The sequence below is a fragment of the Motiliproteus sediminis genome (genome assembly GCF_017912535.1).
GTDB lineage: Bacteria > Pseudomonadota > Gammaproteobacteria > Pseudomonadales > Balneatricaceae > Motiliproteus > Motiliproteus sediminis.
Window position 1 is genome coordinate 39,423 of sequence record NZ_JAERQK010000013.1, and the last position, 25,048, is coordinate 64,470.

The following is a 25,048-nucleotide window of genomic DNA, read 5'->3' on the forward strand; positions in this document are numbered from 1 at the left end:
TGGCTTAGCTTTCTTATTCAGGTAAAAACATGTTTGAACAGGAAAAAGAAAAAATAGAAACCGCTGTTTCTGCTAATAAGTATCTGGGGTGGTTATGGCCTGCGATAACTTCATTACTAGCAATAGCACTAATTAAGCACTTTGAATATGGTATCCATATTGTGATTATACTTATAATATTCAAGCTTGATAGGGTAGCCAGATTGCAAACTCTACACGCCATGCAGGCAGATCTACAATTCAACATCTTACATACAAAGACAGAAAACAATAAGATAAGGTGACTTGTCAATAATTTAATAAAGCTATTCTTTCAATTATGAAATGTAAAAAAAGACTTCTGGTGATAGCGCACGCTCCGTCTGAGAAAACCCAACAGATGCTAGAGGGAATTTTGAGAGGAGCCTCTCATACAGAAATCGAAAATGTTGAACTTATTTACCTTCCCCCGCTAGAAGTACATTCACACGACATCAAGGCCGCCGATGCCTTAATCATAGGCACCACAGAAAACCTAGGGTACATGTCTGGACTGACAAAAGACTGCTTCGATAGGTGCTATTACGGATGTCTAGAAAGCACCCAAGGGATGCCGTTTACTTTTTATATTCGCGCTGGCCACGACGGGACGGGAACCAAAAGAGCTATCGAAAGCATCACTACCGGCTTACGCTGGCGATTAGTTCAAGAGCCGTTAGTCTGCAGGGGCGAATTTCAGTCAGATTTCATTACTCAATGTGAGGATCTCGGCTTATCGATGGCAGCAAGCTTAGATGCTGGGATCATCTGACTTTGAGCTACCAGTATCGTTGCTCAAATTAGGTTATTAGCGATACACCACACGTTAGAAAAATGGGCTTTTGCATTCTGAAGTTGGATTTTTGCTCCGTGGCAGCAAAGGAGAGCCCCCTGTTCTGTGCAAAAGTTGGTAGGAGTCAACCTGACCCCTAACAGCCGTTTCGTGCATAAGTTGGTTGGACGCTGTAGTGGTCAAAACAGCTGTTTCAGCACAAAGCGGACGTTAGCGAGAGTGGATCATGGGCGACTGGAGTCGCCCCATAGGAGCCGTTGAGGCCCCTGCTACGATTTCAATCCGCAAAGCTCACCAGAATCATGAAAGCGGACGCTGATTTTGCTTCCCTGAGCGCCTGGTTACGGCAGGAGCTGCGACAGAACTGTCATCCTCAACTGATCAGTTGCTCAAACCGACAAACATATATCAATTCAGTGTTCTAGAATGGAGGGACTGGATAGGAGACCTAGTCCAATCGGGGAGCCCGTTCGTTCTGTAAAAGAATCAGATTTGATCTCAAAAAAACAAACAAGCAGGTAACGCATGACATTAAAGAGCTGTGCAATGAAAGTCTTATTGCCCGCCTTTCTGGTTTCGTCTGCCCTACAAGCCAATGCCGCCGGTTTATGGCTCTATGAACAAGGTAGCAGTGACATGGGCCTGTCGGCTGCCGGCAGGGCCGCTCTCGGCCGGGACGCTTCTACCGCAGGAAACAATCCAGCAGCAATGACCCGATTGACGCAGAATCAATCGACCGCAAGCCTGCTCTTGCTGGACGTTTCTTCTAAGTTCTCTATCAACTCGTCGTCTGACCCCATCAGTTCGCCCCTTGGCACGGGCAATGGTGGCGACGCTGGCGATTTGGTGCCAGCCGGCGGCATTAGTTATGTCCACGTCCTGAACGAGAAAGTGCGAATAGGGATGGCGTTCGGTAGTTATTTCGGCTTGGGGCTGGCCTATGACAACGATTGGGCCGGGCGTTACTTTGTTCAGGAGGCAGAACTCCTGACCATGGGGCTCAACCCCTCTGTTGGCTACCGCGTTAATGATCAGCTTTCTATCGGGGGGGGCATTGCCGTGGTCTACGGCGACCTCAGTCAGGACGTCGCGGTTAACAATGTCATTCCGGGCCAGACCGACGGTCGCCTGAGCCTTGAGTCAGATGACGTTGGTTATGGCTTCAATCTGGGATTGCTGTATGAGTTCTCGCCTTCGACGCGTTTGGGGCTCACATACCGTTCGGAAATTGATTTGAAGTTTGATGATGCAGCCAAACTCTCCAATGTGCTGCCCCCACTATCGACGGCGATTAACGCTGCAGGTTTGACCAATTCCCCGGTGGGACTAGAAATGAGCGTCCCACAGGCAATCATGTTTAGCGCTTTTCACCAGCTCGATGAAACATGGGCTCTGACAGGAAATATCGGTTGGCAGGAATGGTCCAAGTTTGGCGAATCATCGATCTTGATCGGTAGCAGCTCACCGACGACTCTGGTATCGGATCGCCAGTTTGAAGACACCTGGCACATCGCCTTGGGCGCGCTTTACCACTGGTCAGAGAAAGTAACGGTATCCGCAGGGGTGGGTTATGACGAATCGCCCGTTAGCGGCCAGAACAGAACGCTAGATCTGCCGCTGGATCGACAGGTGCGAATTTCAACTGGTGTTCAATACCAGTTGAACCCGACCACAGAAATCGGCGTAGCGTACAGCTATATCGACCTCGGTGACGCGGCTGTCAATCAGTCACGACCGCTGGGCGGTACTGTGCAAGGTGATTATTCTACCAACCGGATCCATGCCCTGGGAGGCAATATCAGCTGGCGCTTCTAACCCAGCAGCCACGCCGGAAGCACATCTCTAGCGCCCCAAAACGATTGTGGGGCATAGCCTTTTGGCAGCTAGCAAAGCACGCTAACGGCCGGAAATATAAATCTATGGCACCACCACCCTGCCGGCACCCCAGATCCTGGCAAAAACTGTCAGCGTTAGCCGCGCTGTCTTTATTTAGTACCGCGGTAACCGCAATCAGCGCAGAATGCTCGATCGAAGCCAGTTGCAATCGTGAGCGAGATTTCGGCGCGCTGTTTCTGGTGCCATATGCTTTCTACAACAGCAGCACCGAGTTCGCGGGGGCCGTTGCATTTGGCGCCACCGGTTACCTTCAGCCCCAGTTGGACATAGTGGTTAATGGCTTTGTTAGTGCCAACGGCTCTTCTTCCGGATTCATGATGTTTAAGGATTATCAAATTGGAGGGGCCGGTAGCCGGTGGTTTCTCGATAGTATCCTGATGCGTAACGACCTCACCGAAATCAAAAGTTATCGCGACGGGAACCCAGATTTTCCTGATGACGATGCAGGCAGTAATGACTCAGACCAGGACAATTTTCTTTATGTAGAAGGAACCGATACCTTAGTCTTGCCGACCTTTAGGTACTTATTGCCAATAGGCCACGGTCGACAACAACCTATCCACACTTTCCGTCTGGACCAGGGATTGCTCGAACCCGGCTCAGAAGCCGGTGGTGATGTCTGGAATCCGCTTGAAAGCGGCCGCACCACCCTCGAAATAGAACCCTTCTATCGTAAACAGGATTTCACTCTCACCAATGATAGTAACGGCGCTTCGGCTCAGCAGAGTGCCGGCATTCGATTGCGATTGAAGTACGACAATACTGATTGGAGTAAAAATCCCGGCTATGGGAGCAACACCGAGATTGCGATTAGACGAGATTGGGGGCAAAGCGCCGACTCTCCCAGCTGGACGCAGATAGAGTTCGAGTACAGCAAATATGTGCCGCTGCCCTCCAGCGGCGCCAGACAACGTGTTGTCGCTATAAATGCCTGGGTGTCTGATGTGCCTACCTGGAACAGCTACGACCGCGAAAATGATCAACAGATTTTCCATCGGCCTCCGGTTTTCGCGGGCTCAACTTTAGGTGGTCTTGACCGCCAGCGCGGTTTCGAAAGCTATCGCTTCAACGACCGTTCCGCCGTTAATTATCAGTTGGAGTACCGCCACATTCCTTATGCTAACCCGCTGGGTAACTGGTCACTGCTACAACAGCTGCAAATTAAATGGATGCAATACGTGCTGTTTGCGGAGCTAGGTAGGGTTAATGATCGCTTTGATATAACAGCGCTTCACCGTGATATGAGACTCTCGGCCGGCGCCGGTTTGCGCCTCAACGCCATGGGCCTGGTTGTCCGCGCAGACGTTGCTGTTTCTAATGAGGGCGGCCAACTACAGATGTTCGTCGGTCACACTTTTTAGCAGCCGCTTACCGGTCAGGCCTTTGCCTCGTCAATTTCCGCTTAGTGATTATAAAGCGAGGCGCATAGCGAGTATAAGTTCAATAATACGCACGGAAACTAGTACGTATAACAGCGTAGCCAACGTAACCCACAGGAGGTGAAGCTTGAGGCTACGCAACATTAGGATCCAGTCCCAGAGATTAAGCACGGCCAAAACCGCCGCGAGCATGATCACCGTCCAGCCCGGGGCATCCTGGAAGAAACTCCCAAAGACACTGACCCCAGAATAGTTTATTGCGTAGACCCCAGCCGCAAGCAGCAATGCACACATCGTTAGATTGCGTACGCAATCGAAAAGGTACTTCACCAGCCTCCTGGAGCGCACCCTACCGATCTGTTGCTGCTGCCGTCTACTCACCTTAGCCACCAACAAGGAGGTCAGAAGTGATAAATAGGTGTGGATCAGAAGAAAGTAAAGGGAGCAGCCCCGCTTTCTGGGCTGCTCCCTTTTTTATCAAGTTAGAGTTTATCCGCCGCTAGTATCCGCCAGCGGCTCCTGCTCAAACGGTTTGCGCTCGGGGCTGAGATCTGCAGCCCCGGTACCAGGCAGCAGCTCAAACCCAAGCTCAAAGCTGGCCAGCATCTCTTTCAGGTCCTTGTACACCGACTCGTTACCAGCCAGCGAGGCTTTGCCCTTCTTAATCTGTTCATCCAGACTGACCACGCCCATCATCGTCATCTCAAGATCTTTACGATCAATGATGATGGTAAGGTCGGGGTTATCGGCCTGCTGGCCGATGATATTGGTCAAGGTTGCATTGCTCAACTCGACCACAAACTTTTCGCCATTATCCGGCGTGGCCAGATTAATGGTGAACTGCTTGCCGGCAGCCTTTTTGCTATCCAGGCGAATACCCAGAAAATCAAGCCAAAGCTCGGTGGTCATTGCACGAACCATATCAGGGCCTGATGATTTGGGTGCAGCCCCGGTGGGAATACCGCTACGCAGTTCATATGCGGCTGCCAAGAAGCTGTTTCGAACGCTAGGACTCTCCTGCTGATAGCCGATTTGTTCGAACACATCTGCCAGCAAATCTTTTGCCTTCCGGTTGGACGGTTCGGCGTAAACCAGCTTGTTCAGAATCTCTTGAGCGTGCTTGTATTTGCCTTGATCGTAAAGTTGCTTACCCTTGGCAATTATCTTGTCGCTGCCACCCATCATCTCGACATACAGCGGTGCTGAGTCTTCCGGCGACAGCGGAATCAGCGTGGTCGGGTTGCCGTCCCAATAACCTAGATAGCGATTCACGACCGCCCGGCTGTTATGCTCCACGGAGCCATGATAGCTACGCGCCGCCCACTGCTGCTGCAAGCTTTCGGGTACTTCATAGACATTGTGAATCTGGTTAATGGTGACGCCCTGGTTGGCCAGATGAAGCACGCCGTTATTCAGGTGCGCGTAAGTATCGCGCTGAGCTCGCATCACCTCCTGAATCCGCTCATTACCCCAGCGCGGCCAGCTGTGCGATGCAAACATCACCTCGGCTTCTTGCCCGAATAGATACAACGCTTCGTTGATCGCCTTGGACCAGGCCAATGCATCACGAACCAGAGCTCCGCGGAGGGTATAAATATTGTGGATGGTGCCGGTGATATTCTCTGCGGCCCAGAACGCCTTCCAGGCCGGGAAGTAGGTGTTCATCTCCGCTGGCGCTTCAGTACCCGGAGTATTCTGGAATACCATTTTAACGCCATCGACCGTTAACTCCTCGATGTCGTCCCTGATGATAACGTTGGGCGGAATCAGTCCAAGGTTACCTGCGGCGGTGTTCTTGCCGATGGACTGATCGACATGACCGAACGGGCTACGCGGCAGCAGCACTCCATACTGGAAGAACATGCGCCGGTTCATGGCGTTGCCGGCATAGACGTTTTCGGCAACTGCATGATCCATGAAGCCAACCGGAGCAATAACCTTTACCTTGCCGCTTAAAACGTCAGCCTCATCAACAACCCCACGAACACCGCCGAAGTGGTCAGCGTGGGAATGGGAATAAACCACCGCAACCACAGGACGCTTGCCCAGCTGTTCGTTAATGAACTTGAGTGCTGCCGCAGCAGTCTCTTTGGCGGTCAACGGGTCAAATACGATCCAGCCCTTATCGCTTTTGATAAAGCTTATGTTGGCCAAATCGTATCCGCGTACCTGATAGATTTTGTCGGGCACCACTTCATAGAGTCCGTAGCCCATGTTCAGAATGGCCTGGCGTTGCAGCGAAGGATGAATGCTGTCGAAATCCTTACCATCCAGCAGCCACTCATAGCTTTCCATATCCCAGGCGACATTGCCCGCTTCCGCCATGATCTGCTTGTAACTAGGAGCAGCGATAAAACCACGTTTCGACTCTTCAAAGTCGCGCTCATCCTCAAACGGCAACATCTTGCGCTGCTCCGCTTGAAGCGCTGCCGTGTAGGATGACGGCAGTTTTCCCTTTTCATGGAAATGCATGCCTTTGCGTGCGTTGGGATCACTTAAGACGCCTCCGCCGCCTGCGGCCATCACGCCAGCGGAAGCCAGCCCTAAGATAGCCGCTAATACCGCCACTCCGGATTTGAGCCCATTCATCATAAACTTCCTCTTTTCTCTTTGTTCTAAACCAGTCCTTTAGAAACGCAAAAAACCAAGACTTGGATCTCTCGCCCCTAGAGATTGATCAATAAAAATCAAATGTCATGAATTGGAAAGGTAGACTATGTTTTATCAAAACAAGAAGAATTACGATGCCAGAACCGAAAGGGGCGACTATTGTAGTAGCAACCGGCTGCTCGGGGCTTGAGGCATATTGTCCCGCCACTGTGCCAACCCAACGCCGACCAGCGATAGGGCAACACTTCTGTGTTCTACTTTGGCTTTGATTCGAACATCGATTTCTGAAACCAAGACGCCAAATATCTCCTAGCGGAGTTATTTGGCTCTGGGGAAAGTCCATGTAGTGGCAGATAGAAAGCCTATAAAAACTCGTCCAAAGGCAGCTATGTGCCCTGAAGGGACGTCTTGTGTTCTAAAGGCCAGTGACCGCTTCTGAGAAATCTAATGGATTCGGAGAGGTTGTGAATTCTTACGCCTCAGCGGCAGCAAAGTGTTGACTGCTGCCGTCCACCATCGCTGCCACAGCACCATCCAAAGGTCCGCTTCGGGCCAGACCTAGCTATTCTTTAGCCGCAGTGTGCCTTGGAAATCCAACCAAACCTTGCCTCCGGCATTACGTCCCAAGGGGATGAGTTCCAACCAGCGACCTGTGATCAAGCTGAAGAGCCTAAAAAGCTCATTCCAACCCTAGAATGCAAATAGCCGAAAAATGTTGCCGGAAAAGCGTTGCCCACTGAATCAGGTTGTTACCTATTTAATAGGCTTCTTAGGAAGTCGAGCAATAAAAATCGCATATTCCATATCAGTATAAGGGACTTTCGAGCGGATCTACTACCCCTGTCTGGAACAGACCCAGGGCAAGCCCTACGCCCTCTATGTGCGCGCCGGCAATGACGGTCGCGGCACTATCGACAGCGTCGAACGGATTGTTACCGGCCTGCGCTGGAAAGCGGCGATGCCGCCACTGCGGATGGCGGGCGATTTTGACCCGGCCTTTATCGAACAGTGCCAGGAGCTGGGTATGACCCTGGCGGCGGGTCTGGAAGCCGGGGTATTTTGAGGTTCACCGTGAGTTAACATAGCAGCCGCACACGGCGCGAAACGGCCGCTGTCTGCGGTCATGATCTGTTGTTTCAGTGACGTGCTCCCCAGTTTTCGGTCCAACCTTAAGCTCAGCGGGTCCTGAACCTTCGCTGCTACGCAGCGCCAGTCCGTTAGCGCTGCGGTGGTAAACCAGCCATTTAAAAGCACTCATCGTAGGACGGCACTTGCTAAACCGACAGCAGATGAAATACTGAGGGCCGCAACCTTAGTCAGTGGAATGGGTTCTGGCCAACTGGAATGGAAGCAATTTTCGGTCATTATCCAGCGTCACAACCTCAAGCTCATAAAAGAAACTGCTATTTAAATAGTGGTAACTCCACAGATAATCGAATCCCTGTTTCTGCGCCTCATACCTGTCCGATAGGATAATAATCTTCGTAATACCCGCCATACGGATCGCCAGATAACAGAGAGCACAAGGCTCTCCTGACGCAATTAATGTCGCTCCGTGTAAACGATAGTTTTGCTGATTCCGTGACGCCGCTCTGATTGCCTGGATTTCTGCGTGTGCGGTACAATCCAGTTTCTTGGCGACTTGATTTACCCCTTTTCCAATTACTTCTCCTTTAGGGTTAACGATCATCGCCGAGAACGGCAAGCCGCCTGATTTGACATTGCTAAGAGCCAAATCAATCACATCTTCTCCACACTTTGTGAGAAGTTCTTCCGTAATATGCCTACACATTGGCGATCTCTTTTTCTGGCAAAGCAAGCGGAGTTGAAGTACTTAGCTCTAAGGCAATAAGTTCAGCTCGATCTTTTGCATGGGCCACTGACAGGCGGTGTCTGTCGTCACCAAACTCCTGGTACTCGGCGGCAATCTCATAGATTGTGTCCACCCCTAAATATTTACTCAGCGTCCGTAGGTGCGGTGCCAGATGACCAGAGTCTTCTCTTATTCCGCCTTTTTCAAAGCCAAACTCGCCGCTGGAGGTCACTATGACCAATGTTTTACCTGAGAGTAGAGGCTGCAACGGAAAGTCCCCTCGCGCGAGATCGAAATCAAACGTTTTATTAATGCGTATGATTTGATCGAACCAGGCTTTTAGCTGAGCCGGCATACCGTAGTTATACATTGGCGAGGAGATCAAAATAACGTCGGCGGCAGACACTTCAGCGATCAGTTGATCTGATAGCGCCAGTCTTTCCTTCTGCGCCGGAGTCCGTTCTTGCTCTGGGGTAAATACCGCGCCGATCCACTCCTGGGTAATGAAATCAGGTGGATTCACACCAACATCACGATAGATATACTCATCTGCAGGCCGATTCTTTTTCCATGTATCGATAAACCGCAGAGCGATATTTTTCGATATCGAATCGTGATCGGGGTTCGGGTTATTCGCAGCTCTTACGCTTGAATCGACGTGCAATAATGTGTTCACGTCCACTACCTCCGTTGATTAATGACAAGAGCTATTCTGTGAGCCGGTACGCAATAGTACAAACGAGAAGTCGACACTTACAGATGAGTTTGAATCACCTATACTGTCGAGGACCCAGTCGCTTATTTGGAGATGAATTTTGCAGGTATCGCTACAGGCGCTAAAAGCCTTTGAGTCCGCTGCCCGGCGAGGAAGTTTTAAGTTGGCTGCAGAAGAGCTGTCGCTGACGCCAACAGCCATTTCACACCACATTAGCAATCTGGAAAGCCGGCTAAATGTAAATTTGTTTCATCGACTTGGGCGGCGGATATCACTAACCGGAACCGGTATAAGATTAGCTAAGGCAACCTCGGATGGATTTCGGATAATTGACAGCGCGTTGGAAGAGGTGATGAAGGCGGGCAGTGCGGTCAGGGTGACCACAACATCATCACTAGCCGCCATGGTGCTGATCCCTTCCCAGCATGAGTTTGAACAAGCCAACCCCGATATTTCTCTGGAAATATCCACCGGTGAGTCGGTCGACAGCCAATCCTATATTATTCCAATTCGATTCGGTGATGTCGCAGCCGCTGAGAATTCTGATGTCATTAAAACAGAGTCATTCAATGTATTTGGTGCTTATGGGATGGCACCTCCTTCTTGGTCAAACGGGCCCATTACTCTATTTACAACGGCGTGGAAAAACAGATCATTACCGGATCCGCCACTGGCTGCTTGGCTGGCAGAGAATGAGCTGACTGGGTCTAACATTAAACTCAAAAGTTTTGATCAGGAGCTTTTCGGTATTCAGCAGGCCATGGCAGAGAATGGGCTTGTGTTCTGTTCTACGACGCTGACTCAAAGGCTGTTAACATCTAATCTTTTACAGCACTTTGAGACTCGACCGGTCGAATCAGACTTTTGCTATTACATACCCAATAAAGACAGCTTTGAAACTAGAAGTGCAGCCAGATTTATAAACTGGGTCGAGGATATTTTGAACCAGTAGTTCGTATCACTGCTCCTGGACAATTTATTTTTACCAGAACAGTACAGCTGCATAGTAGATGGCGGCATAACAAAGAGCTGATCGCCACGCTGCCAGTTTTACGATGAGCAAGGCGCTTAAAGTATCGAGATATGAGTCAGATTAAATTTTTGAAGTTCAATGAAATCAACCACGATGATCTAATGGCCATTGTCAATGAGGATTCACTGCGAACACATTTAATCGAGCACCCCTATTTTGATGAAGCCCGCCTTCAATCATGGATAGCCGAAAAAATTGATATTGATGCCATGGACGGTTGTCGCGTTCGGGCAGTCTATATAGATGAAGAGCTGGCAGGCTGGTGTGGAATCCAGCCCGATAGTCATGGCTTTGAACTGGCGATTGTCCTCTCAAAAAAGTTCTGGGGTTCTGGTAGAGCAATATTTAACACGCTGATCTGCTGGGCTAAAGAGCTAGAGCATCAAGAAGTACTATTCCACCTGCTCGACAGCAGGCGCGAATACAGATCGCTGAATCAATTGGCCACAAAAGTTTATAAAACCGAGTTATCCGGTAGATGCTTTACAACTTACCATCTGCAAGTGGGTGCATAGGGTCCACAACAACTCGAGAGGGGCCGGCCATCACCCGCAGCGTTGCTACGCTGTTGTCGCTGAAGGCTGTTATCGTCGACCGTTCGCTGGCTACAGGCCCATGCGGCGGTGTCATGCTGCCGTTAAGGGCATTGAAGGCCGATCATAACCTCGCGCGCCCATTCCCGACCCATAGAGCTCCAGCCGCGCCATCGGCCGCTTTGGTCGCTTCTCAACACATCATGCCATCGCTATGATGAAACCACTTTGCGCCACCTCAGGGTGGCGCTTGTCGTTAGCCGCCCCCGACCCGTTAAGGAGTTTGCCCTTGTCTGACACCGCGCCACCCAGTACCGATCACCGCCGTGGCATCCAGCTCGCCGCGAGCGGGGTGCTGGTTCTGAGCCTTGATGCGCTGTTGATCCGGCTGGCCGCTGTCGATCCCTGGGTGGTGGCATTCTGGCGCGGTTCGCTGATGTTGCTGACGCTGGGTACGCTGGTGCTGCTGTCACGACAGATCAGGGTGGGCCACCTGCTGCGGACCGCCTGGCGGCCGCTGCTGGGTTTAGCCGCTCTTTACGGCATCAACGGCACGCTGTTTGTGCTGTCGATCAGTCATACCAGCGTCGCCAATACGGTGGTAATTCTGAGCAGCAGCGCCTTTTTTGCCGCCTTTTTCTCCTGGCTGCTGCTACGGGAGCGGGTGCGGGTGCGCACCTGGATGGCGATCGTGGCGTCGATCATTGGCGTGCTGACGGTGTTTGCCGGCTCGCTCGGGCTCGACAGCTGGCGCGGCGATGGCCTGGCGCTGCTGCTGGCGCTGTCGATGGGCCTGATGCTGAGCCTGATGCGCCGCTACCCGGCGCTGCCCCGGATTCTGATTGTCGCCCTGAGCGGGGCGGTCATGGCAACCATCGCCCTGCCGATGGCCGGCTCCCTGGCGGTGCCACTGGAACGCTTTGGCTGGCTGGCGTTGATGGGACTGGTGCAGATCCCGCTGGCGTCGGTGCTGATCATGAGCGCAACCCGCTACCTATCCTCGCCCGAGGTCAGCCTGTTCCTGCTCATCGAAACGGTGTTCGGCCCGATCTGGGTGTGGTGGGTGTTGCAGGAGACAGTCACCCCGCTGACGCTAGCCGGCGGGGCGATCATTCTTACCGCCATCATGCTTCACTCCTGGCTGGCGCTGCGCGAGCAACACCGCCTGAGCCCGTCTTAGCGCCGGACGTTTGCCCAGCACGTGCCCATCACCTAGGCTTTGGGCATGCACCGTAACGATCTGGCTGCGCTGCCGCAACCGCGCTATCTGCTCTACCCCAACCCCTGGCTTCACCGCGGCCTGATGGTATTACCGCTGGTGGCACTTGGCGGCTACCTGAGCTGGTTTATCCCCCTGCTCAGCAGTGGCCAGGACCTCTTCGGCCACTGGATACTGCTGGGTTTTCTGGGCTTGATGAACGTCGGTCTTGTGCGCTCCCGAGGACGGGACTGGCGCCACGGCATCAGTTGTGCCGCAACCACGGCCGGAGTCTGGTTCGTGACCGATGCCGACGGTCGCTGCGAGTTCATTCCCTGGCCACAGATAGGCCAAGTCTACGCCAGCAGCATCAACGGCCGCAGCGGAGCGATCAAGGGGGTCGTGTTCGAGCTGCAGGTAGACAGCGCCAGCTGGCAACGACTGCACGGCAATCCCTGCGCTATCCGTGCGCCACGGAGCGCAACGGGCAACTATCAGTTGGGGCTGGCGGCCAACCTGAGACAGCCCGGCAGCATTGTCACCGAGCTGATTCGATTGCGCGCCCTCTGCCCGCTACCACAACCCAGCCTGACCGCCTGAACGGGCGTTCGGTGAGGCCAGCCGCGCGACTCGGTCAGTACCGGTTTAATCCGTTTTTTTCGCATTTTTGCCCAATATCGGCGCAGATGCTTTGTGATTTTCGTCAATTGAGGTTTAATCAGACCTTGCTAACTAGGGAAAACCACCGGAGTAGTGAAACATGGCTTACGACCAGGGACTGGCCCAGCGTATTCGTGAATATTTCGCCACCCGCGAACAACTGACTGAAAAGCGGATGTTTGGCGGCCTCTGTTTTTTGCTTGGTGACCACATGGTATGCGGCGTTGTGGACGACACCCTGATGGTCCGGATCGGCCCCGAGCGTTACGACGAATACCTGCGCGAACGCGATGCACGGCTGATGGATTTTACCGGCAAACCGATGAAGGGGATGCTGTTTATCGCCCCGGAAGGGGTTGAATCTGACGATGATCTGGCCCGCTGGCTGGAACGCTGCATCAGTTTTGTGACCACGCTGCCACCCAAGAAACCGCGCCAGCCGGCCACTGCCGAAGAGGCGTGACGGCAGCAACCAACGCTCGCAAGGCACACATGGCCAACCAGCGCCGCCCGCTCAGCATCGGCCGCCGGTTGAGCACATGGAACCAGCGATGGCGCCCGCCGGGGGTTACAGGTTGCGGGTGTCGAAGTCGTAGATCACCTTGAGAATATCGGGGCAGCTGAGGATCCCCACCAGCTTGCCCTTCTCTTCCACCATCAAGGGCCCACGCCAGTGATGCGTGGTCATCATCTCGGCAACATCAACGATATCGGCGTTGGGGTCGATCCGATGCACATCCTCGCCGTTGGACATGTAGTCGGCCACCACACCGCCCACCTCTTCGTAGTAACTGCCGTGCAGAATACGCTGCAGACAGTTCCATTCCGACAGCAGACCAACAATATGTCCCTCCTGGTCGATCACCGGGGCTCCGGAGATATGCCGGTCGAGCAGGGTTTTGATGGCAGTGAACAGCTTGGTATCCGGGGTAAAGGTGACCAGATTGGTGGTCATGTAATCTCTGACTTTGACCGATTTCATGGCGTGACTCCCTCTCAGCAAACGCATTGACCGCCGCCTCGTACCGCAAGCGGCACCACGCTACCTATAACCATAGATCAGCGGAGCCGGATTTAGTGCCCTTGAGGACCAAGGCTGGATGCACCATGGGGACGCAGCCAGAGCCAGACTCAGGCATCGCGCCGCGCCCGGGGTCTATCACGCGCCACAATTCAGCGATTTTCACCCATTGACACCGCCTCATTTGGCGGAAACCCACCCATCCGATCCGCTTCCCGCGGCCCAAAGCCGATAACCACACCGTTGGTATGTTTTTCGCATCAAGCAACCCCCTTTACCCCGCTAACAAGCACCTCAACAGACACAACAGAAGGAAATCAGCTTGAACCGCTTATCGATCGCACAGCGCATCTGGACCTTTGCGCTGGTGGCCATCATCGCCCTGGCCGCGACTATCGGTATGGAAACCCTGAGCAAGAAGAATGACATCCTGGCCGCCAAAGAGGAGACCACGCGGCAGCTGGTCAACATGGCGCACAGCTATTTCGGCCACTACTACGGCCTGTTCGAAGCCGGCGAGATGACTGAAGAGGACGCCAAAAGCGCGGCACTGGCGGCTATTCGCGCACTGCGTTACGGCGACAACGGCTACTTCTGGGTCAACGACACCAGCCCACGGCTGGTGATGCACCCCTTCAAGCCGCAGCTGGAAGGCAAAGATATGCGCAACGCCACCGACGCGCACGGCAAGCACCACTGGCGTGAGTTTGTCGGCGTTACCCGCGCCAACGGTGAAGGATCGGTGTTCTACGCCTACAAGGGCCCACAGTTCGACCAGCCCAAGGCCAAACTCTCCTATCTCAAAGCGTTTCAGCCCTGGGGCTGGATCGTCGGTTCCGGCATCTACATCGATGATGTGGATGAGCAGTTTCAGGCCTTGCTGGTCAAGCGCGGCCTGATCGGCGGATCGGCGGTGCTGTTGTTCGCCCTGCTGGCGCTGCTGCTGGCGCGCAGTATCAATCGCCCGCTGGAAAAGACCGCCGAGGCGATGGAGGAGATCGCCCACGGTAATGGCGACCTCACCGTACGGATGCGCACCCATGGTGCACGCGAGCTGGTTCGTCTGGGGGTCGGCTTCAACAGCTTTGCCGACAGCGTGCGCAGCGTTGTCGGCGAGGTGACCAGCGCTAGTAGCGAGCTGGCACAGGCGGCAGAAACCATGGCCGTGGTTTCAGAACAGTCACGAACCGCCCTGGCCACCCACCGCCAGGAGAGTGACCTGATCGTAACCGCCGTCGAGGAGATGAGCTACACCATCGACAACGTCGCCGTCAGCGCCCGCTCCGCGGCCAATGAGGTGCAACAGGCACTGGATCAGGCGCAACAGGGGGTGTCTCTGGTGGGCACCAGCATCGCCTCGATAGAACAGTTGGCCCGGTCGGTGGAGGAGGCGGTTGCCAGCATCAACCAGCTGGAGGAGGAGAGCCAGAACATCGGCCGGATTCTGGAGGTGATCTCCGAGATTGCCGAACAAACCAACCTGCTGGCGCTCAATGCCGCCATCGAAGCGGCCCGGGCCGGTGAGCAGGGACGCGGCTTTGCCGTGGTCGCGGACGAAGTGCGCTCGCTGGCACAGCGCACTCAAGGCGCCACGACCGAGATCCAGCAGTTGATCGACCAACTGCAAAGCGGCGCCGCCGGCGCGGTGACCACCATCGGCAGCGGCCGCACCCTGGGACCCAGTCGCAGCGGGTAGGCACAGCGCTGGAACAGATCGCCACCAAGGTACAGAGTGCCGCTACCATCAATCTGGAGATCGCCAGCGTTACCGGCGAACAGCGTCAGGCGATGGCCGCCATCAGCACCAACGTGTCCAACATCCACGACGCCCTCACCGAAACCTCGGAGGGGACCGGTCAGGTTACCGCCGTCAGCCAGCAACTGCGGCAAATGGGCCAACGGATCAACAGCCTGTTGGGGCGCTTCAAGGTCTGATCGGGCCGCGAGTCACCGCCATGGACACAAAAAAGCCGCGCATTGCGCGGCTTTCTGGTTACGCGTGCGACAACCTCAGAACAGTACCCGGCAGCGGATGGTGCCCGGTACCTCCTGTAGCTTCTTCAACGCCAGATCGCTGTGCTCGGCATCGATATCCATCACCACGTAACCGACTTTATCGTTGGTCTGCAGGTACTGGCCGCTGATGTTGATGTTGTTTTCGGAGAACACGGTGTTGATGCGAGTCATCACCCCCGGCACGTTCTCGTGGATGTGCAACAGGCGGTGCTTGTCGGGATGCGCCGGCAGTGCCACCTCGGGGAAGTTTACCGAGGTAATGGTGGAGCCGTTGTCACTGTACTTAACCAGCTTCTCGGCCACTTCGTAACCGATATTTTCCTGCGCTTCCATGGTGCTGCCGCCCACGTGGGGAGTCAGAATGACGTTGTCGAAGGCGCGCAGCGGGGACAGGAACTCCTCGCTGTTCGACTTCGGCTCCACCGGGAACACGTCAATGGCTGCGCCCAGCAGCTTGCCGGAATCCAGTACACCACAAAGGGCATCAATATCGACCACGGTGCCACGCGCGGCGTTGATCAGGATGCTACCCTCTTTCATCTGCGCCAGTTGAGCGGGGCCGATCATATTCTTGGTGGCCGCAGTTTCCGGCACGTGCAGACTGACGATGTCGCAAGTTTCAAGCAGCTCCTTCAGAGATCCCATCTGGGTCGCATTGCCGATCGGCAGCTTGGTGACTACATCGTAGAAGCAAACGTTCATACCGAGGGATTCTGCCATCACGCTCAGCTGCGAACCGATGGAGCCGTAGCCGATGATCCCCAGCCGCTTGCCGCGAATCTCGTAGGAGTTCTTGGCCGACTTGTCCCACTCGCCACGGTGGCACTTGGCGTTACGGGCTGCCACACCGCGCAGCAGAATAATCGCTTCGGCCAGCACCAGTTCTGCTACGCTGCGGGTGTTGGAGTAAGGCGCATTGAATACCGCGATACCGCGGCTCATGGCGGCGATCAGATCGACCTGATTGGTGCCGATACAGAAACAGCCGATCGCCTGCAGCTTTCTGGCGGCGTCCAGTACCCGGTCGGTCAGTTGGGAGCGGGAACGGATACCGACAAAGTGGGCATCCTTGATGCGCTCGATCAGCTCCTCTTCCGGCAGCGCAGTGGCAAGGTAATCGACGTTGGTGTAGCCGGCCGCGTTCAGGGTATCGACGGCGGACTGGTGCACACCCTCCAGCAGCAGGAACTTGATCTTGTCCTTTCCGAGAGAGGTAATCTTGGTCATGGCGTTTAACTAACCTCGGCTTGTCGCTGAATCAGCGCTTGTCGGCGCGACAGATCGCGCGGCGGTAAAAATGAGGGCGCAATGATAGCACAGAGTTTGATCAGGTCAGCGCCCGCATAGCGTGAATGGGATTGAAATTATTTAGCGTTAACTTGAAGAAGACTCAACATCTTCCGGCGCATGTTCCAGCAGAAACGCCACAAAACGCCGGTCGGCATGGGACAGATAGGCCCCGCGCTTCCAGGCAATGCAGAGGTCCAGCCATACCGGCTCGGCAAAAGAGCACGCCTGTAGGTGGGGATCATCATCCACCACCATGCGCAGAAAGGTGGTGATGCCAAACCCCTTGCGCACAATGGAGCGGATCAACGGGATCAGGTTGGTTTCAAACGCCAGCTGCAACTGGTTGCCGCTGCGCTGGGCCAGCCGGTCGATAAACTCGCGGTGGAAGTACCCCTCTTTGAACAACACCAGCTGCTCGGCAAAGAACGCATCGAAACTGACGCGGTTAGACGTAGCAAAAGGGTGATCAAGGGGCACGCAGGCCACCATCTCAGCACGCAAAAACAGGCGCGCGTCGAGATCCTCCGGCAGCTGGTCACGGACGATAATGCCCATGTCCAGTTCACCGCTGTCGATCAGCCGCTGGATATCGCGGGTACCCGCTTCCTGCACCGACAGGTTGAGATCGGGATAACGCTGTTTGAACGCCATCAGGATCTCGGGAAAGTAGTAGCTGCCCAGCATACTGGGAATACCGATGCGGACTTCGCCTTTACGCAACCCTCGCAGCTCGTCCATCTCCAGCCGGGCATCACGCACGCTGTCGAGAATGCGCCCGGTATGGCGCAGCAGCGCCCGCCCCTCGGCCGTCAGCGCAATGCCCTTGTCCTGGCGGTGAAACAGCAGCAGATCCAGCTCCTGCTCCAGTTTACGCACCGCGATGCTTACCGCCGGCTGCGCCATGTGCAGCTCCTCCGCGGCGCGGGTGAAACTGGCATGGCGGGCCACCGCGGCAAAGATTGTCAGTTTACGCAGATCCATCGAGCCATATTAATCAAATATGGATTTTATATAAATTATATATTTTTGTTATCACTTTACCGTTGATAGAGTGCCTGCCATCGGCCTGACGGCCCTTTTTTCTGGTAGACACTGCGATGATTGATCCCGGCTCATCCGCCTTTTGGCGCGCCACACTGGCCCTCTGCCTGGGCTCCTTTCTGGTGTTCGCCAACGTCTATATTACCCAGCCGTTGATGCCGCTGTTTCGTGAGCTGTTCCAGCTCAGTTCGCTGCAAGCCACCTTTTCCCTCTCTCTGACCACCCTCAGCCTCGGGCTGTCGCTACTGGTCTACGGTCCGCTGTCCGATGCCCTCGGACGACGGCGAATCATGATCGTGACGCTGATGGCGGCGGTGCTGGTTACCGGTCTGATCAGTCTGGTGGAGAGTTACGCCGCGCTGCTGTGGCTGCGGATACTGCAAGGGTTCTTTCTGGGCGGGCTGCCGGCGATCGCCATCGCCTATATGGGAGACGAATTCAGCCGCAAGGCGCTGCTGCTGGCGGTAGGTTTCTACATCAGTGGCAACAGCCTCGGCGGAATCGCGGGGCGGCTGTTTGGCGGTATCCTCACCGACCTCAGCAGCTGGCAGCTGGCCTTTGCAGCGCTCAGCCTGATCAGCGTTGTCGGTGTGCTGCTGTTTGCCTGGCTGCTGCCGCCTTCGCGCCATTTCGAGCCCAAGCCGCTGCGGCCGCGCACCATGGCGCAGGACCTGCTCGGCCATCTGGCCAACCCGTTACTCCTGGCCGCCTACCTGATCGGTGGGCTGAACTTCTTTATCTTTGCCAACCAGTACAGCTTCGTAACCTATGTGCTGGCCGAAGCCCCCTATAACCTGCCGCCCACCTGGCTGGGGATGCTGTTTCTGACCTATCTCTCCGGCACCCTCGGCTCGGCGGTATCGGGCCGGGTGGCCCAGCAGCTGCCGCAAGCACAGTGCATGCTGATCGGTATCCTGATCATGATGCTGGGCTCGCTGACCACTCTGGGCGACAGCCTCAGCGCCATTATCGGCGGCCTGCTGATCAACAGTTTCGGGTTCTTCTTTTGCCACTCGATGGCCAGCTCCTGGGTCAACCGTAACGCCCACAAGGCGCGTGCCAGCGCCTCGTCGCTGTATCTGGTGTTTTACTATCTGGGAGCCAGTAGCGGCGGATTCTACCTGAATCTGTTCTGGACCCGCTGGCACTGGCCGGGAGTTATCGGCGGCAGCCTGCTAATTCTGTCGATCACTGCCGCGGCGGCCATCTGGCTGCTGCGGCAGGAGCGCGCCCTGAGCGCGCAGCCGGTCTGATGCGCTGTCGGCCTACTCCTTGATCCAGGCCCAGGCCTGCTCACGCTCCTTGAGGTCGAAATAGCGCACCTCACCGTAGGTGAAAGCCCGGGTCAGGCGCGCCATCCACTTTTCCCAGTCACGATCACCGACGATGGCGATCCGCTCCACCCGGCGGTTGATCTCCATGCCGAAGATCAGGTCGTCCCAGGCAGCCTGGATATCCCAGCCGCGAAAACCCTCCATCATGAACAGCAGGCGGATACTCTGCTGTTCCTCAAGGGTCCGTTTCACTTCAGGGATGAGAAAATTCTTGTAGTCGTTGTCGGTCAGACGACCGCTGGCGAGAAAGCCGAGTGCGGTGGGGCTGCTCTGCTCCAGTTTCATCAACATGTTTGGCGTCCTTTGCTGCGGCCTGCACTGAGAGTCTAGCTGCTTCAGCGCCGCTTGCGCGGCTGCTGAACGGACGGATTAACACCCCGCTCCCAGCGCCGGTTCGGCGGTTCGGCGGTTCAGGCCCGGGTGGACTGGCGCTCTTCCTGAGCGATGAAATAGGTGGTCCAGGGACGCGGCTGGTCAATGCCGTAGCCCTGGGCAAAGTCGACACCGATGGTGCTCAGGCCGCGGATAATTTCGTCATCTTCGACGAACTCGGCAATGGTCTTCATCCCCAGTGTGCGGCCTACCTTGTTCACCGCCTCAACAATGCTGTACTGCACCGGGTCTTTGGCCAGCTGCTTGACGAAGGCACCGTCGATCTTGAGGTAATCCACCGGCAGGTTCTTGAGATAAGCGAACGACGACATACCGCTACCGAAGTCATCGAGGGCAAACTGGCAGCCCATCTGCCGCACCGCTTCGATAAAGGCGATGGCAGACTCCAGATTCTGGATCGCGGCGGTCTCGGTGATCTCAAAGCAGATCTGGGTCGGTTCGATGGCGTGTTCATCGAACAGATTGCGAATAAAGTCGAGGAAGAAGGTATCGCTGAGCGTGGTGCCGGAAAGGTTGACCGAGTAGCTGAACTGCGCCGCCAGCGTACCCTGCTCGCGCGCTTGAGCGATGTTGGCGCACACCTCGCTGATGACCCAGCGGTCCAGTTGCGGCATCAGGTTGTACTCTTCTGCCGCCGGGATAAAGATCGGCGGCAGAATGCGTCCATCCTCGGTTTCCATCCGCAGCAGCACCTCCACGTGGTGCGGCGGCTCACAACCGTGCTGGGTGATCGGCGAGATCGACTGCAGGTAGAGGCGGTAACGCTGTTCGTCGAGCGCCTTCTTGATCTTGGGTACCCAAAGACTGAGCTCGTGTTTGCGACTGCTCTCGAAGATATCCTTGGTATGGATATGGATATTGTTGCGCCCCTGCTCGCGGGCGGAATCCACCGCCGAGTTGGCGGCCATAAACACGTCTGACAGGTCACGATAGTTCTGGTTAATGAACACCACGCCGATGGTGGCGGTGGTATCAAAGCTGTTATCTTCCCACTCGAAGCGGATGCCGTTGATCACCTCACGCAGTTCGCACGCCACGTTGAGCGCATCGCTGGGTTCGGCATTGGGGCGTAACACGGCAAATTCGTCCCCGCCGACCCGCGACAGCACATCGTGCTCACCCAGTGCGCGTTTGAGCTCTCCCGCCACCTGACGCAAGAAGCCGTCGCCCCCCTTAGAGCCGCAGATGTCGTTGATCACCGAGAAGTGGTCAAGATCGATATGCCACAGGATCGGCGAGCGTTTGCCGTCCGATTCACCCAGGTGCTGCTGGATCTTCTGGGCAAAGGTCATGCGGTTGTAAAGACCGGTCAGGGCATCGTGGGAGGTTTCGTAGTGCAGCTGCTCCGCCAGCACGCGGCTTTCATCGACGTCCTGGAATACCAGCACCGCGCCCAGCACATCTTTACCCAGCTGCCCGATGGGCGAGACCGTCAGGCTGAGGTGGTTGCGGCTACCGTCGGCCCGCACCATATAGACATGCTGGGTAATCTCGATCACCTTTTCCTGCTCGATAGCGCGGGTAGCCGGATCGTCGATCGGTTTATTGGTGATTTCGCTGAACAGCTGCAGCACCTGCGTCAGCGGCGCGTTACGCACCTCGGCAAACTGGTAGCCGAGCAAGCGCTCCGCCACCGGGTTCATAAAAGTGATCATCCCCTGACGATCGGTGGTGATCACCCCGTCACCGATAGAACCGAGGGTGATCTGGGCCATCTCCTTTTCACCCAGCAGGTGCGATGCGGTAAAGCGCAAACGCAGCAGCGTCGCGACCAGAAAGATCAGCAGCATGGCTCCGGCAGCGAACAGCCCGCTGCGGTAGTAGCCGGACAGCCGCTCCTGCTGCTCGTGATAGTTGAGGTAGGCTTCGGTCACCTGATTGAGCACCTTGCCCAGCGGAATCTGGTACAGCTGGTTGATCAGCTTTTCGACCTGCACCCGTTCACGGAATACCACCTGCCCATGCTGGTAGGTGAACTGCAGCGCGTCATTGACATGTTCATCGCTACCGCTGTCTTCCAGCTCCAGCAGCACCGCGTCCAGCTCTTCCAGCATCTGCTCAGCCTGCTCAGACAGCGACGGTGTCGGATTGCTGGCAAACGCCAGCAGCGTATTGCGGTAATCGTTGAGCAGTTTGTAAAGCTGGCTGTCCCGCTGCGCCAACTGGTCAAGCTCAGCATGGCGGCTCAGACCGGTGATCGCATTCTTGAGCAGAACCACGCTCTTCATGAACCGGGTGACCAGTTCGCCACGCTCGGCCTGCATGTTGGCCAGCCGGCGCATGTAGTATTCCACCCCGGTACTGGCTTCACGGAAAGAGGCGTAGGGCGAGCTCTGCAGCGAGCGAATGCTTTGCTCCAGCCCCCGATGCAGGTCAAGCAGGGTGTCGAAGTTGTGATCACGCTCGTAGTACACCTGCATCACCCCTTGACGCAGCTGGTCATTCAACCGGCCGGCCTGGTGCAGCAAATCCAGCACCTGCGAGTGTTCGCGGTTCAGGGTATCCACTCGCTGAGCCTGATAGAACAGGAAGCTCAACAGCAGCAGTATGGTGCTGCCGGCAATTAACGGGGTCCAGCTGATGGTTCTCACGGTTCAACCCCCGGGTGGGTGCCGGTCAGGGTGGCGAGAAAATCCACTAACAGGTCGATCTCGTTACGGTCCAGCTCCACACCGAGCTGATGTTCGGCCATCTCTTCGATGGCGTGATCCAGCGTATCCGACGAGCCATCATGGAAGTAGGGTGCGGTGAGCGCGACATTGCGCAGCGACGGCACCCGAAACAGGTTGTTGTCTTCGCCCTCACCGGTCACGTAGTAGCGCCCCAGATCCTGCAGCCGCGGCTCGCCCTCCTGGCCACCCTCGTGCCGGTAGACGTAGAACTGTTCGAAGAAGTTAGCTCCCACCGATCGGCCGTTATGGCAGGTGGCGCAACCCACATCCTTGAACAGACGGTAGCCGCGCCGTTCGCGCTCGGTGAGGGCGTTCTGATCCCCCCGCAGATAACGGTCGAAGCGGGCGTTGGGGGCATTGAGACTGTGCAGAAAGGTTACCAGCGCCTGCACCACGTCGGTTTTGGCCATCGGCCGCTCGTTCAACTGGCGGAAGCGGGCGTCGTAGTCGGGAGCCAGACGGGTGAGGGCTTGGCTCCACTCGGTATTCATCTTGTCGGGATCGGTAATCGCGGCATTCAACAGCTGCTCAAGACTGCTGAAACGGCCATCCCAGTTAAACCAGTAGTATTCGCTGACGTTATAGAGCAACGGCACACTGCGCTGGTACTTGCCCATCACCGCGGATACATCGGTCAGGCGCTGGTCCTCGCCAATGGGTGGCAACTGGTGACAACTGCCGCAATGGGTTTCGCCATCGCCCGACAGACGGGCGTCAAAAAACAGCTGCCGGCCCAGCTCCAGCAGTTCGGGATCGAGATCCCGCCGCAGCGGCACCGGACGTATGGGCTCGGAATTGAGCAGCAGCGCGGCACGTTCAAGGGGCGAACCCGGCTCATCCGCGGCCTGCGCCGTCAGCACCCACAGCGTGGCCAGCCCCAGCGCAGCCGCTCTAGTGAGCCATCCAAACACGGTTGCGCCCCTGCTCTTTGGCTTCATAGAGCGCGGCATCTGCGCGCTCGACAAATTCATCCGACTCTTCCACATCCAGATAAGGGTAGCTGGCGACGCCGATACTGATGGTCACCTGCAGGCCGTCGATACGTGATGCCTCCACCGCTTCACGCAGCCGCTCGGCCGTGATCAGCGCGCCGTTACGGGCGGTATTGGTGAGAATGATCAGGAACTCCTCGCCGCCGTAACGGCAAGGTACGTCCACCTCGCGGATACATTCGCGCATCACCCCGGCCAAGTGCTGGAGCACGCGGTCACCCTGATCATGGCCGTGTTCGTCATTGAAGCGCTTGAAGTGGTCAACGTCGAACATCAGCACCGACAGATCCAGCTTGTACCGCCGCGCGCGCTTGAGTTCCACATCCAGAGTCTCGTCAAGGTGACGGCGGTTGTAGAGCTTGGTCAGCGCGTCGGTGGTGGAAAGCTCGCGCAGCTGGTTCTCCAGCTTTTTCTCTTCGGTGATGTCCCGCAACAGAATGGCGGATCCAATCGCCTCCCCGGTGGGGGCCAGGATGCTTGATGCCAGCATCTGCAGAATTCGGTTCTTGTACTCCACCAGTACCGGCTCCAGCTGCGACGGATCCTTGCACAGGTTGTGTTTGACCAACTCGGGATCGTCCAGCAGATTGAGGAAGCCGCCCACGCGGATCTCTTCGCTGGACTTGTCCAGCAACACCTCGGCGGCGGGGTTGACCAGCACGACATCGCCATTGCTGTCGGTCACCACAATCCCTTCAAGCGAACTGAGCAGAATGGTGTTGAGCTTGTCCTGCTCGTTCTTGAGCCCCTTGTAGGAGTTCAGAACTTCACGGGACATATGGTTGAAACTCTGCGCCATGCGCGACAGTTCATCGCGGCCGATCACCGGCACCACCTGATCAAGGTCGCCGCGACTGACCTCCAGCATGGCGTCGGTCAGCTTGTTGATCGGCTGCACCACCGACCGGCGGATCAGATAACTGGTCACCACGAACACCAGCCCCAGCATCACCACCAGCACCACCATCGACTGGCTGCGCGTGGCGGCAATATCCTGCTTGATCGGCGCCAGCGAGGTGGTCAGCTTGAGTACGCCGCGGATGGGATTGTCACCACCGTGACAGCGGTGGCAGTCCTTGTCGTTCTTGATCGGCGCCAGAAAGGTCAGCAACTGCTCGTTGTTAACGTCGGTTTCGTAGTAGGAGATCTGTTCGCGCTCCTGCAGCACCTGCTGCAGATGCTGGTCGCTGGTGGGCAATACCTGATGAATCCGGGTGTTGTCCTTGGGAATAAAGTCCTCTTCACCGATACGCGTGTTAACGCTGTCGATGGTGCTGTTATCGAGGAAGGCCTCTTTGCCATTGGTGCGCAGGATGACAAAGTCCACCACCTCCGGAACCCGTTTCAGTCGGGTGGCATAGTTCTGAGCGATATCGGCGTAGCCCGCCAGCATCACCGTCTGCAGGCCTTCGATAACGCTCTCGGTGAGCTTTTCCATGGTGCGCTTGTTCTGCGCCAGGATGCTCTGTTCCTGATTGTAGGTATAGAACGCGATCATGCTCAGCATGGCGATGCTGGCAACGAGACCGAATACGGTAATTATCTTGTGACCGATGTTCTTGAACATACCCACGCGAAGCGCATCCCTGGGATAATCCGAAGCCGGACCAAAGTCCGACGAATCCTGCATGCTAGCCAACA

The 25,048-nt window shown here is 55.9% G+C and carries 22 protein-coding genes; 12 read left to right on the plus strand and 10 right to left on the minus strand.

Going from position 1 to position 25,048, the window contains the following annotated elements:
* The first annotated feature begins 29 nt into the window (after window positions 1-29).
* The 3 genes from JJQ76_RS16915 (at window position 30) to JJQ76_RS16925 (ending at window position 4,068) form a co-directional block, all read left to right on the plus strand.
* Window positions 30-284 carry a hypothetical protein gene (locus JJQ76_RS16915; RefSeq protein WP_210398145.1) on the plus strand — a complete coding sequence of 85 codons (255 nt, stop codon included), beginning with the start codon at window positions 30-32 and terminating at the stop codon, window positions 282-284.
* 1,073 nt (window positions 285-1,357) lie between these two features.
* Entirely contained in the window at window positions 1,358-2,626 is a 1,269-nt protein-coding gene (locus tag JJQ76_RS16920; protein WP_210398146.1) for an OmpP1/FadL family transporter, read from the plus strand.
* A 104-nt stretch (window positions 2,627-2,730) separates the two neighbouring features.
* Window positions 2,731-4,068 carry a BamA/TamA family outer membrane protein gene (locus JJQ76_RS16925; protein ID WP_210398147.1) on the plus strand — a complete coding sequence of 446 codons (1,338 nt, stop codon included), beginning with the start codon at window positions 2,731-2,733 and terminating at the stop codon, window positions 4,066-4,068.
* Window positions 4,069-4,575: 507 nt separating this feature from the next.
* Here the strand turns inward: JJQ76_RS16925 and JJQ76_RS16930 are convergent.
* A complete protein-coding gene (locus JJQ76_RS16930; RefSeq protein WP_210398148.1) occupies window positions 4,576-6,678 on the minus strand; it encodes an alkyl/aryl-sulfatase in 2,103 nt (700 codons plus the stop codon).
* Window positions 6,679-7,576: 898 nt separating this feature from the next.
* Here JJQ76_RS16930 and JJQ76_RS16935 point away from each other — a divergent pair.
* Window positions 7,577-7,759 (plus strand): hypothetical protein, encoded by a 183-nt coding sequence (locus JJQ76_RS16935; protein WP_210398149.1) that lies wholly within the window; start codon window positions 7,577-7,579, stop codon window positions 7,757-7,759.
* A 249-nt stretch (window positions 7,760-8,008) separates the two neighbouring features.
* On the opposite strand, the gene JJQ76_RS16940 is transcribed toward JJQ76_RS16935, so the two are convergent.
* Both JJQ76_RS16940 and JJQ76_RS16945 read right to left on the minus strand, forming a co-directional pair.
* Window positions 8,009-8,440: a nucleoside deaminase gene (locus tag JJQ76_RS16940; RefSeq protein WP_343232554.1), complete on the minus strand. Its 432-nt coding sequence runs from the start codon at window positions 8,438-8,440 to the stop codon at window positions 8,009-8,011.
* 40 nt (window positions 8,441-8,480) lie between these two features.
* Complete coding sequence (locus JJQ76_RS16945; RefSeq protein WP_210398151.1) at window positions 8,481-9,185, minus strand: FMN-dependent NADH-azoreductase; 705 nt, start codon at window positions 9,183-9,185, stop codon at window positions 8,481-8,483.
* A gap of 139 nt (window positions 9,186-9,324) precedes the next feature.
* Between JJQ76_RS16945 and JJQ76_RS16950 the strand changes: the two genes are divergently transcribed.
* The 5 genes from JJQ76_RS16950 (at window position 9,325) to JJQ76_RS16970 (ending at window position 13,111) form a co-directional block, all read left to right on the plus strand.
* A complete protein-coding gene (locus tag JJQ76_RS16950; RefSeq protein ID WP_210398152.1) occupies window positions 9,325-10,176 on the plus strand; it encodes a LysR family transcriptional regulator in 852 nt (283 codons plus the stop codon).
* 131 nt (window positions 10,177-10,307) lie between these two features.
* Window positions 10,308-10,772: a GNAT family N-acetyltransferase gene (locus tag JJQ76_RS16955; RefSeq protein WP_210398153.1), complete on the plus strand. Its 465-nt coding sequence runs from the start codon at window positions 10,308-10,310 to the stop codon at window positions 10,770-10,772.
* A gap of 307 nt (window positions 10,773-11,079) precedes the next feature.
* Entirely contained in the window at window positions 11,080-11,970 is an 891-nt protein-coding gene (locus JJQ76_RS16960; RefSeq protein WP_246481093.1) for a DMT family transporter, read from the plus strand.
* Window positions 11,971-12,015: 45 nt separating this feature from the next.
* A complete protein-coding gene (locus tag JJQ76_RS16965; protein ID WP_210398154.1) occupies window positions 12,016-12,588 on the plus strand; it encodes a hypothetical protein in 573 nt (190 codons plus the stop codon).
* 160 nt (window positions 12,589-12,748) lie between these two features.
* A complete protein-coding gene (locus JJQ76_RS16970; protein ID WP_210398155.1) occupies window positions 12,749-13,111 on the plus strand; it encodes a TfoX/Sxy family protein in 363 nt (120 codons plus the stop codon).
* A 105-nt stretch (window positions 13,112-13,216) separates the two neighbouring features.
* Here the strand turns inward: JJQ76_RS16970 and JJQ76_RS16975 are convergent, their stop codons facing one another.
* Window positions 13,217-13,630 (minus strand): CBS domain-containing protein, encoded by a 414-nt coding sequence (locus JJQ76_RS16975; protein WP_210398156.1) that lies wholly within the window; start codon window positions 13,628-13,630, stop codon window positions 13,217-13,219.
* A 361-nt stretch (window positions 13,631-13,991) separates the two neighbouring features.
* Here JJQ76_RS16975 and JJQ76_RS16980 point away from each other — a divergent pair, with 361 nt between their 5' ends.
* Together JJQ76_RS16980 and JJQ76_RS16985 are read left to right on the plus strand one after the other, a co-directional pair.
* Window positions 13,992-15,365 carry a methyl-accepting chemotaxis protein gene (locus JJQ76_RS16980; protein WP_210398157.1) on the plus strand — a complete coding sequence of 458 codons (1,374 nt, stop codon included), beginning with the start codon at window positions 13,992-13,994 and terminating at the stop codon, window positions 15,363-15,365.
* 92 nt (window positions 15,366-15,457) lie between these two features.
* Complete coding sequence (locus JJQ76_RS16985) at window positions 15,458-15,604, plus strand: hypothetical protein (protein WP_210398158.1); 147 nt, start codon at window positions 15,458-15,460, stop codon at window positions 15,602-15,604.
* 75 nt (window positions 15,605-15,679) lie between these two features.
* On the opposite strand, the gene serA is transcribed toward JJQ76_RS16985, so the two are convergent.
* Together serA and JJQ76_RS16995 are read right to left on the minus strand one after the other, a co-directional pair.
* A complete protein-coding gene (gene serA / locus JJQ76_RS16990; protein ID WP_210398159.1) occupies window positions 15,680-16,912 on the minus strand; it encodes a phosphoglycerate dehydrogenase in 1,233 nt (410 codons plus the stop codon).
* Window positions 16,913-17,059: 147 nt separating this feature from the next.
* Window positions 17,060-17,956 carry a LysR family transcriptional regulator gene (locus JJQ76_RS16995; protein WP_210398160.1) on the minus strand — a complete coding sequence of 299 codons (897 nt, stop codon included), beginning with the start codon at window positions 17,954-17,956 and terminating at the stop codon, window positions 17,060-17,062.
* Window positions 17,957-18,072: 116 nt separating this feature from the next.
* On the opposite strand from JJQ76_RS16995, the gene JJQ76_RS17000 reads away from it, so the two are divergent.
* Window positions 18,073-19,269 (plus strand): MFS transporter, encoded by a 1,197-nt coding sequence (locus JJQ76_RS17000; protein ID WP_210398161.1) that lies wholly within the window; start codon window positions 18,073-18,075, stop codon window positions 19,267-19,269.
* A 12-nt stretch (window positions 19,270-19,281) separates the two neighbouring features.
* Here JJQ76_RS17000 and JJQ76_RS17005 read toward each other — a convergent pair whose 3' ends face one another.
* From JJQ76_RS17005 to JJQ76_RS17020, 4 genes are all read right to left on the minus strand, one after another.
* The gene (locus tag JJQ76_RS17005; protein WP_210398162.1) at window positions 19,282-19,641 is read right to left on the minus strand and encodes a SpoIIAA family protein; all 360 of its coding nucleotides are present in this window, start codon (window positions 19,639-19,641) and stop codon (window positions 19,282-19,284) included.
* Between the two features lie 119 nt (window positions 19,642-19,760).
* Complete coding sequence (locus tag JJQ76_RS17010) at window positions 19,761-22,334, minus strand: EAL domain-containing protein (protein WP_210398163.1); 2,574 nt, start codon at window positions 22,332-22,334, stop codon at window positions 19,761-19,763.
* The gene (locus tag JJQ76_RS17015) at window positions 22,331-23,326 is read right to left on the minus strand and encodes a cytochrome-c peroxidase (protein ID WP_210398164.1); all 996 of its coding nucleotides are present in this window, start codon (window positions 23,324-23,326) and stop codon (window positions 22,331-22,333) included. The genes JJQ76_RS17010 and JJQ76_RS17015 overlap by 4 nt, the downstream gene beginning before the upstream one ends.
* A complete protein-coding gene (locus tag JJQ76_RS17020; RefSeq protein ID WP_210398165.1) occupies window positions 23,307-25,037 on the minus strand; it encodes a sensor domain-containing diguanylate cyclase in 1,731 nt (576 codons plus the stop codon). The genes JJQ76_RS17015 and JJQ76_RS17020 overlap by 20 nt, the downstream gene beginning before the upstream one ends.
* Between the last annotated feature and the right edge of the window lie 11 nt (window positions 25,038-25,048).